Genomic DNA, 9,524 nt, shown 5'->3' on the forward strand with positions numbered 1-9,524 from the left:
TGCGGCCTTCGGCGGCAAGCTCCTGTCCAAGGGCGCCGGCGCCGGCAGGCTCGCACCAGCGAGCAGGACCGCGTAGCCGAGCACGCCCGTGCCGGCGGCGGCCAGCAGGACCCGTCCGTCGACCCCGGCCCACCCGCCGGCCGCGACAGCGCTCGGTGCCAGCAGGGCCCCGATCGTGTCCAGGGCCGTCGAGCGGCTCGCGATCCGCTCCTCGGCGCCGGGATGGCCCTCGACCAGGATGACGTCGGCGGTGTGGGCCAGCGGGCCGGACGCCGCGCCCACCAGGGCGAACGCCCCGAGCAGCCAGCCGAAGGTCGGCGCGCCGGCGGCCAGCAGCAACGCCGCGGACCAGCCGGCCGCGCCGGCCAACGGCTCGACCACGACGCCGGCGCTGGTGAGCGCCTGGAAGCACCAGCCGACCTGGGACAGGGACAGCCCCAGACGGGTGCGCACGGTCGGCATGAGCACGACGAGCAGACCCGAGCAGAGCTCGTCGGTGAAGCGGGCGAACAGCGCGAGGACGGTCGCGCGGTCGTCGAGACCGTCGCGGCGCCCCAGCGCGCGCAATCGGAGCACGGCGGCAAGCCGGGAGAACATCGCTTCCCCATCGATCGGTGTGATCAGGTGGTGGAAGCGACCGGGGCGGACTCCGCCCCGGGGTCAGCCCGGCGTCAGGCCAGGATCAACGAGGAACGTGGCTCGGTGGCATGGTGCGCTCCTGTCGGGGTACCGGCCGATGATACCCCCAGCGCACACGTGCCGGGGAGGCCGCGCGAGTCACGACGAGGCCGGCGGTGGCACGGGGCGGTGGTCGGACGGGTCGTGGTCGGCGGTCGGCGCCAGCGGCTCCCGTCGTTGCGCCGCCAGGTCGATCTCCCACTGCAACGGCCAAGGGTGGGCCACGCAGTCACCGAGCTCGGTGCTCTGCTGGGCCATGACCGGCGCGGGCAGTCCGGGGCCGGGGCACTGCGGGTCGGGGTGGTGCAGGTGGAGCAGATGACCGACCTCGTGGTTGACGAGCATGGTCCGGTAGCGCTCGAGGTCGGCGGGCCACTGCGGGGTCGCCTCGCGCCAGCGGTCGGCGTTGAGGGCGACGACCGGACCGTTCTGGCACGAGTACGTGCCCCACATCTCGTAGGGGTGGCAGAGCGCGTCCACCTCGGGCCCCTCGGCGATCACGACCGCGTAGGCCGCAGCCGGGTCGAGCACGAACCGGTACCCGGCGCGGACCCATCCCCGCGGATCGGTCAGGACCGCGTGGACGAGGCCGGCCGCGCCGGCCGTGGCCGCGTCGGTCGTGCGCACCTCGATGCGGTAGGCGATCTCGACGACCGCGGGCGCTTCTCCCCGTGCCCGCGCCGATGCGGTCGGGGCGTCCGCGCGGTCGGGGGTCGGCCGCGGCGCCTCGGCCGGCGCTGACGACGGCGGGTGCACGGGCGGGGGCGCCCCAGCCGTGGATACAGACGCGGCCAATCCGCCCAGGAGCACCACGAGGATGGCCACTGCCAGCCCGATCCTGGTGGCGCTCACATCCCACATGGACCGCGACTCAACCGTTGGGCGACCCGGGATCGGGCGTCGCCCCGAGCCGGGCGAGGAACGCGTCGCGGACCACTGGGCCGGCGGCGAACACCGACACGAACAGCGCCTCGCGAGCCAGGCGCTGCGGGTGGCGGTCACGTCGCAGCGACGCCGCCCCGGTGGCGCTCATCAGCGCGGCGGCTGCACGCAGGGCGAGCTCGGCGGCGCCGGCCCGGGCGTCGGGCACCGCGTCCGCGTCGCCGGTGGCCAGGTTCCGGCGGACCGCAGCCAGCTCCGCGTCGAGGGGGCTCGGGCCCAGCAGCCGGCAGCAGCGGGCGACCACCCCCAGGGCCAGCGCGGCGTGGATCCGCAGCGCAGCGGGGGCGGGCCCGGACGCCGGCTCGTCGTCTGGTGGGGTGATCACCGTGACGCGCTCCTCGGGCACACGGTGGCCGTCGAACGCGGCGTCGACGGTGGCGGTGGCGTGCAGCGCGACCAGCGGGGTCCGGGCCACCCGCAAGCTCGGCGACGGTCGGGCGTCGACCAGCATCCACACGGTGCTGGCATCGTCGGCGACGGCCGCGGTGTGCAGCACGTCCACCTGGCCCCAGCCCGAGATCCACGGGCACCGCCCGTCAAGGCGCCACCCACCGTCGACGCGGGTCGCGCGCAACGGATCCGGGCCCGGCTGCGCCCCGGCCAGCGCGAGGCCCGATCGCACGGCGCCGCGGCACAGCGGTTCGATCCAGCTCCGCAGGGCGGGCGATCCCGCCGCCGCGACCACGAAGGGGGTGCCGCCGTGCTGGGACCACACGAACGTCGTGGTGAGGCATCCGGCGGCCAGGGCCTCGGTCACCGCGCAGATCAGGTCGAGGTCCGCCGCCATGCCGCCCGCCCACCCGGGGCCCCGCAGCCCGTACAGCCCCGCCTCGGCCAGCGCGTCGAGCAGCGCCCGCGGCACGGTGTCCGCGGCGTCGGTCGCCAGTGCCGCGGGGAACAGGACCTCGTCGGCCAGTCGCCGTGCGGTCTCGACGATCGCTTCCGACCCCGCAACCGCCATACCCGTGTGCGCCTCTCCCGAGCCACGGCCGAACCCGTCACGCCCGGTCGCCAGCATAGGGCTGGTTGGCGGGAGGCCACGCGCAGGCGGCGGCCCCCCGCCGGCCCATCGGCCGGCCCCCGCCGGCCCCGGCCGGACACCGGAGGGCTAGAGTGCCGGGATGGACGCTCGCCTCGTGCTGGTGCTCGGGGCCACCGGCTACGTCGGCGGCAGGCTGGTCCCGCGCCTGCTGGCCGCGGGGTACCGGGTCCGGTGCCTGGCGCGCACGCCGAGCAAGCTGGCCGCCCCGTGGGTCGACCAGGTCGAGGTGGTCGAGGGCGACCTCCTCGACGCCGCCACGCTGCCTGCGGCCTTCGCGGGCGCGCACGCGGTCTTCCACCTCGTGCACATGATGGGCACCAACCCCGACTTCGAGCAGGCCGACCGCACGGCGGCGCAGCACGTGGCGCAGGCGGCCGCGGACGCCGGCGTGGCCCGCGTGGTCTACCTCGGAGGCCTCGGCGAGGACCGCGACGCCACGTCGCCCCACCTGCGCAGCCGCGCCGAGGTGGGGCGCATCCTGCTCGCCGCGGACGTCCCCGTCACGGTGCTGCGCGCCGCCGTGGTGATCGGCTCGGGCAGCGCGTCGTTCGAGATGCTGCGCCACCTCGTCGAGAAGCTGCCCGTCATGGTCACGCCGCGGTGGGTCAACACGAGGACCCAGCCGATCGCGATCCGCGACGTGCTGCGCTACCTCGTCGGGGTCCTCGACACGGGCGACGGCGATGATCACGTCTACGACATCGGCGGGCCCGACGTGCTCACCTATCTCGACATGATGCGCGGGTACGCCCGGGCCGCGGGGCTGCCCCCACGCCTGATCATCCAGGTGCCCGTGCTGACGCCGGTGCTGTCCAGCTACTGGGTCAACCTGGTGACGCCCGTGCCCTTCGGGCTGGCCAAGCCGCTGGTGTCGAGCCTGTCCGTCGAGGTCGTGGTGCGCCCCGGGGGCGAGGACATCCGCGCGGTCGTGCCCGGCGAGCCGCTGCGCTACCACGAGGCGCTCGCCGCCGCGCTCGCCCGCGTGCGCGACCGCGCGGTGGAGTCCTCGTGGAGCGACGCGGCGCTGGCCGGGCGCAGCCCCGCCGAGCCCTACCCCGGCGACCCCGAGTGGACGGGCGGCACCCTGCTCACCGACACCCGCACGGTCACGGTGCGCGCCAGCGCCGCCGACGTGTTCGCCGTTGTCACCGCCGTCGGCGGCGACGCCGGCTGGCCCGCCCACGGGTGGGCGTGGCGGGTGCGTGGCTTGCTCGACCGCGCGATCGGCGGTGTCGGGCTGCGCCGCGGCCGGCGCGACCCCGAGCAGCTGCGCACCGGTGACGCGCTCGACTTCTGGCGGGTCGAGGAGCTGCGCGAGCCCGCCGAGCCCCCCGCGGGTGACGGCCTGGTGCGCCTGCGCGCGGAGATGCGCCTGCCCGGGCGAGCCTGGCTGGAGTGGCGCATCACACCGACCGACGATCGCGTCGCGCTGCGCCAGCGGGCCCTCTTCGCGCCACGGGGGCTGCTCGGCCGACTCTACTGGTGGGTGCTGGTCCCGTTCCACGGCCTGGTCTTCGGCGCGACGGTCGGCGAGCTCCGCCGCCGGGCCGAGGCTCGCGCCGCCGGGCACGCCGAGCCGCTGCCGCCCGTCCGGAGCAAGGAGTGACCGCATGTTCTTCCGCCAGTTCCACCTGCCCTCGCTCGGGCACGCCTCCTACCTCGTCGGTGACGAGCGCACGGGACAGGCGCTGGTCCTCGATCCGCGCCGCGACGTCGGGGACTACTTCGCCGCCGCCCGCAGCCAGGGCCTGCGGATCACCCACGTGCTGGACACCCACGGGCACAACGACTACCTGTCGGGGCTGTCGGAGGTCGCCGGGCGCGCCGATGCCACCCGGCTCGGCTCCGCCGAGGGCGCGTTCGGCTACGACCACCAGCCCCTGAAGGACGGGCAGACCCTGGAGCTCGGCGACATCGGTCTGGAGGTGCTGCACACCCCGGGCCACACCCCCGAGCACCTGAGCCTGCTGGTGTACGACCGCGAGCTCGGCGACGAGCCGGCGCTCCTGCTGTCGGGCGGTGCGCTGCTCGTCGGCGACCTCGCCCGCCCCGACCTGCTCGGGGGGGCCGACGAGGCCCGCGAGGCCGCCCGGCGGTTCTGCCACACCATCCAGACCAAGATCCTGCCCCTGCCCGACCACGTCGAGGTCTGGCCCACCCACGTCGCCGGGTCGCTGTGCGGAGCCAACATCGGCAGCCGGCTGTCGACCACGGTGGGCTACGAACGTCGGGCCAACGCCATCCTCGCCGAGGTGTCATCCAAGGACGCGTTCGTCACCGAGTGCCTGCGCATGGACCACCTGCCCGCCGTCCCGCCCTACTGGCAGCGCATGCGCGCGCAGAACCTGGCCGGTGCCGACCGCCTGGGCATGCTCGGCGAGCCGCCCGCCCTGCAGCCGGCAGCCGTCGCCGAGGCGCAGGCCGGCGGGGCGCTGGTCCTGGACACCCGATCCCCGGAGGCCTTCGGGGGCAGCCACGTGCCCGGCGCGCTGAACGTCGCCGCGGGCTCGTCGTTCCCCACGTGGGCCGGCACCGTCGTGCCCGCCGACGCCCGGGTCCTGCTCGTGCTCGACACCCCCGACGACCTCTGGGCCGTGACCTGGGAACTGCTGCGGATCGGCTATCCCCCGCCGCTGGGCTGGCTGGCGGGCGGCATGCACGCGTGGCGCACCGCCGCCCTGCCGCTGGCCCGCCTGCCCCAGCACACCGTCTCCGAGCTGGCCGAGGCCCGCGACGACCGCACGGTGATCGACGTCCGCCAGCCCGCGGAGTGGGCGGGCGGGCACATCGACGGGGCGACGTTCATCACCGGTGCCGGTCTGCCCGACCGGCTCGACGAGGTGCCCCCCGGTCCCCTGGCGGTGATCTGCGGCAGCGGGTTCCGCTCCTCGGTGTCGGCGAGCCTGCTCGCCCACCACGGCCGCGACGACGTCGTCAACGTGCTGGGCGGCATGTCGGCCTGGCGCCAGGCCGGACACCCGACCACCACGGGCTGACGCGCCGGGCTACGCGCAGCGCGTCGCGTCGGTGGCGTCGACGGCGCGCGCACAGTGGGCGCGCCCTTGGGCAAAGGGCTCGACGGTCCACCCCCCGGCCGCTGACCGGAGCTCGACGAGGATGTCCTCACCCGCCACGGCGCCGTCGGGGACGGCACGCACCTCCACGACGCCGTGCGAGGCGCTCCAGTCGGTCATCCGGTGCGACACCTCGGCACGGGCTGCCCCGGCCCGCACGTGCGACGCGATGGCGTCGAGCGCCTCCTCGGGCGTCTGGTAGGTGATCCCGGAGCGCACTGGCCGGCTCCCGCTGAGGTCGACCTCGGACCAGGCCGTCGTCGGGTCCGCGCCGGTCAGCTGCTCGAGCAGACGCACCATGAAGGCGCTCATCTGGTCGCGGCGCACGTCGGCGCCGGGCCGGTAGGTGCCCTCGCCGTGGCCGCGGACCAACCCGATCTCGTGGGCGCCGTTGACCGCGGCGAAGTGGGCGTTGCCCGGCGGCACGTCGGAGAAGCGCTGGGTCTGGTCCGCCAGCTCCTCGCCCGTCGCGAACTGGGCGGCACGCAGCAGGAAGGACGCCATCTGGTCGCGGCGCACGGTCAGAGCCGGGCCGTACACGTCTGCCGGCTGTCCGCCGGGGCCGCCGTTGACGATCGCTGCGGCGGCGAGCCGGTGGACGCTCTCGTCGTGGGGTGAGCCGGGCTCCACATCGGTGAAGCGCTCGGCCCCCGCGGCGGGCAGCTCCACGTCGGCGGCGTCCAGGGCACGGGCGATGAACGACGCCATCTGGTCGCGCCGGACCGACCGGGCCGGGTGGAAGTGCCCGTCGGCGAACCCCTGGACGATCTCGCGGAGGAAGGCGCAGTCGACGGGGTAGCGGTGCAGGGCCGGCACGCTCTCCCGGTCGGCGATCGGCGCGGGCCCCACCACGGCGGGCGGGCACGGGCCGTCGTCCTGGGTCTGGGCGGCGGCCTCGCCCGCGGCGATGCCCGACCCCACCAGCAGCAGGCTCGCCGCCAGGAACCCGGCCCGCCACGCCGCGCCTTGCCATCCCCTGCCGGCCCCCGTCATCACAGACCCCTTCGCTCGACTGCTCGACTCGCGCGCCAGTGCCGACGCGGCGACACACAGGCTAACGCGACCGTCCCGGACGGGCTGCGCGGGAGCGCCTACTTGGTCGTCGCGCTGGCGTACGTGCGCGTGGCCAGGGGGACGAAGACCGCCAGGATGATCGCGATCCAGATCAGCGTGTAGGCCACGGGGTGGCGCAGGGACCACGCATCAGGCGGCGGCAGGCCGGCGGGGACGTTGCCGAACATCACCCGGGCGTTCTGGTGACCGCCGAGACGGGGTTCCACTCGGCCATGGTCTGCAGCGGACCGGGCAGCCGCTCGGCGAGCACGAACGTGTTCGCGATGAACGTCAGCGGGAAGATCACCATGAACGAGGCATTGTTGACGATCTCCACGCTCGGCACGATCAGGCCCACGTAGGCCATGATCCACGAGAAGGCGTAGGCGAACGCCAGCAGCAGCAGGAAGCCGCCGAGCGCCTCCAGCACCGACGTGTGGATCCGCCAGCCCACCAGCAACCCGGTCAGCGACATCACGACGATCGACAGCAGGTTGTAGACGATGTCGCTGGCGGTGCGACCGACCAGCACCGACGACCGCGACATGGGCAGCGACCGGAACCGGTCGATCACCCCCTTCTGCATGTCCTCGGCGATGCCGGCCCCGGTGAACGTGGCGCCGAAGATCACCGTCTGCGCGAAGATCCCGGCGATCAGGAACTCGCGGTAGTTCATGCCCGGGATCTCGATCGAGCCGCCGAACACGTAGGCGAACAGCAGCACGAACATGATCGGCGACATCAGCGTCCAGACCAGCACCTCGGGGACACGGCGGATCTTGATCAGGTTGCGCTTCGCGACGACGGCGCCGTCGGCGAGGGCGTGGGTGAGCGAGGTCATGCGATCGACTCCTGATCCTCGGGGGCTGCCGCCTGGGGTCCCGCCGCGGCACCGTCCGCGGCGTGGCCCGTCAAGGCCAGGAACACGTCGTCCAGGGTCGGGCGGCGCAGGCCCACGTCGACCGCGGCAATGCCTGCGGCGTCCAGGTGGCGAAGCGCCGCCATCAGCGACTCGGGACCCCCGTTGACCGGCGCGGTCAGGGTCCGGGTGTGCTCCTCGACGAGGATCTCACCGTCGGCGACCCGGCCCAGCTCGGTGCGGGCCGCCGCGATGTCGCCGGCCGAGGCGACCACCAGCTCGACGCGTTCACCACCGACCCGGGCCTTCAGCTCGTCGGCGCTGCCGCGGGCGATCGCCCGACCGTGGTCGATGACCACGATGTCGTCGGCCAGCCGGTCGGCCTCCTCCAGGTACTGCGTGGTCAGCAGCAGCGTCGTCCCGGCCCGCACCAGCTCGCGGATCACCTCCCACATGCCCACCGGGCGCCCCCCGGCATCGGTCAGGTCGAACCGGTCGAGCAGCTCGTGGGCCCGCTCCCGCGACCGGCGGCGACCCAGCCAGTACAGGCGGCCCACCATGTCGAGGTTCTCGAAGCCGGTCAGGTACTCGTCCACCGCGGCGTACTGCCCCGACAGCCCGATCGAGCGGCGCACGCCCTCCGGGTCCGTCGCCACGTCGATGCCCGCGACGTGCGCGCTGCCGGCGTCGGGGCGCAGCAGCGTGGTCAGCACCCGCACCGCCGTGGTCTTGCCCGCCCCGTTGGGACCGAGGAGCCCCAGCACCGAGCCCTCCGGCACCGACAGGTCGAGCCCGTCCAGCGCCACCACGTCGCCGTAGTGCTTGGTCAGCCCCGCGGCCTCCACCATCGCCTTCATGCGCTCCCCTGCTCCCCGGCCGCCGGTCCGCGGCCCTCGGTGGTGTGACCGCCCGGCCCCAGAGCTCTCCGACCGGTTGGGGGTGAGCGCCCGGACGATCCGGCGCGACGTGGAGCGGCTGCGCACGCTCGGCTACCCGGTCGCCGCGCTGGCGGGCGTGCAGGGCGGGTACCGCCTGGCCGCCGGCCGGGACCTGCCGCCCCTGCTGCTCGACGACGAGGAGGCGGTGGCGATCGCCGTGGGCCTGCGCACCGCCGCGGGCGGGTCGGTGGTGGGCATGGAGGAGGCCTCGGTGCGCGCCCTGGCCAAGCTGGAGCAGGTCCTGCCGGCCCGCCTGCGGCGGCGCGTCAACGCCCTGCGCACCTACACCGTGCCGCTGACCACCGACGCGCCGACGGTCGACCCGCAGACCCTGGCGACCCTCTCCCTGGCGTGCCGCGACCAGGAGCGCCTGCGCTTTCGCTACCGCACGCACGACGGCACCCTCAGCCGCCGCCTGTGCGAGCCCCACCGGCTGGTGTCGGCGGGTCGGCGGTGGTACCTGGTGGCCTGGGACGTCGACCGGTCCGACTGGCGGACCTTCCGCGTGGACCGCCTCGACGAGCCGCAGCACACCGGCGTGCGCTTCCGCGACCGTGACCTCCCGGCCGGTGACGCTGCGGCGTTCGTGGCCGAGGCGATCAAGGCGCCTTTCGCGCGGCGCCGCGCGACCGTCCGCCTGCACGCCCCGGTCGCCGTGGTCGCCGCCCGCCTGCCGCCCTGGGCCGGGGTGCTGGAGGCCGTCGACGACCAGACGTGCGTGCTGCGTGCCGCGACCGAGTCCCTGGACTGGTTGGCCATGCTGATCGGGGTGCTCGACGTGGACTTCACCGTGGTGGAGCCCGACGAGCTGCGGGTGTGCGTCCGGGCGATCGCCGAGCGCCTGGCGCGGTCAGCGGCCCGCCCCGACGCGGCCTCCTGAGAGGTGAATCGCCGGAGCGCCAGCGGAGGCGATTCACCGCTGTGCCGGGTGAGGCGGT

10 protein-coding genes are annotated in these 9,524 nt (G+C 74.9%); 3 read left to right on the plus strand and 7 right to left on the minus strand.

Features of this window, described 5'->3' with window-relative positions; genetic code table 11:
• The 3 genes from WD250_09380 to WD250_09390 all read right to left on the minus strand — a co-directional run.
• The coding region (locus WD250_09380) for a hypothetical protein (protein MEX2620419.1) at positions 1 to 597 on the minus strand (597 nt) is incomplete at its 3' end.
• A gap of 180 nt (positions 598 to 777) precedes the next feature.
• Entirely contained in the window at positions 778 to 1,539 is a 762-nt protein-coding gene (locus WD250_09385) for a DUF3152 domain-containing protein (GenBank protein ID MEX2620420.1), read from the minus strand.
• 10 nt (positions 1,540 to 1,549) lie between these two features.
• Entirely contained in the window at positions 1,550 to 2,581 is a 1,032-nt protein-coding gene (locus WD250_09390; protein MEX2620421.1) for an acyl-CoA dehydrogenase family protein, read from the minus strand.
• A gap of 160 nt (positions 2,582 to 2,741) precedes the next feature.
• Between WD250_09390 and WD250_09395 the strand changes: the two genes are divergently transcribed.
• Both WD250_09395 and WD250_09400 read left to right on the plus strand, forming a co-directional pair.
• A complete protein-coding gene (locus WD250_09395; protein ID MEX2620422.1) occupies positions 2,742 to 4,268 on the plus strand; it encodes an SDR family oxidoreductase in 1,527 nt (508 codons plus the stop codon).
• 4 nt (positions 4,269 to 4,272) lie between these two features.
• Positions 4,273 to 5,658, plus strand: a complete 1,386-nt coding sequence (locus WD250_09400; protein ID MEX2620423.1) for a rhodanese-like domain-containing protein — start codon at positions 4,273 to 4,275, stop codon at positions 5,656 to 5,658.
• A 9-nt stretch (positions 5,659 to 5,667) separates the two neighbouring features.
• Here the strand turns inward: WD250_09400 and WD250_09405 are convergent, their stop codons facing one another.
• The 4 genes from WD250_09405 to WD250_09420 all read right to left on the minus strand — a co-directional run bounded on the left by WD250_09405 (position 5,668) and on the right by WD250_09420 (position 8,505).
• Positions 5,668 to 6,729, minus strand: coding sequence for an S-layer homology domain-containing protein (locus tag WD250_09405; GenBank protein MEX2620424.1), 1,062 nt, complete (start codon positions 6,727 to 6,729; stop codon positions 5,668 to 5,670).
• 98 nt (positions 6,730 to 6,827) lie between these two features.
• A complete protein-coding gene (locus WD250_09410) occupies positions 6,828 to 6,977 on the minus strand; it encodes a hypothetical protein (protein ID MEX2620425.1) in 150 nt (49 codons plus the stop codon).
• Positions 6,977 to 7,630: an ABC transporter permease gene (locus WD250_09415; protein MEX2620426.1), complete on the minus strand. Its 654-nt coding sequence runs from the start codon at positions 7,628 to 7,630 to the stop codon at positions 6,977 to 6,979. Before WD250_09415 ends, WD250_09410 begins: the two co-directional genes overlap by 1 nt.
• Positions 7,627 to 8,505 carry an ATP-binding cassette domain-containing protein gene (locus WD250_09420; GenBank protein MEX2620427.1) on the minus strand — a complete coding sequence of 293 codons (879 nt, stop codon included), beginning with the start codon at positions 8,503 to 8,505 and terminating at the stop codon, positions 7,627 to 7,629. The genes WD250_09415 and WD250_09420 overlap by 4 nt, the downstream gene beginning before the upstream one ends.
• Between WD250_09420 and WD250_09425 the strand changes: the two genes are divergently transcribed.
• Complete coding sequence (locus WD250_09425; GenBank protein MEX2620428.1) at positions 8,504 to 9,466, plus strand: YafY family protein; 963 nt, start codon at positions 8,504 to 8,506, stop codon at positions 9,464 to 9,466. The two genes, WD250_09420 and WD250_09425, sit on opposite strands and share 2 nt — an antisense overlap.
• The last annotated feature ends 58 nt before the right edge of the window (positions 9,467 to 9,524 follow it).

It is taken from the genome of Egibacteraceae bacterium, from assembly GCA_040905805.1.
In the GTDB taxonomy this organism is placed as follows: domain Bacteria; phylum Actinomycetota; class Nitriliruptoria; order Euzebyales; family Egibacteraceae; genus DATLGH01.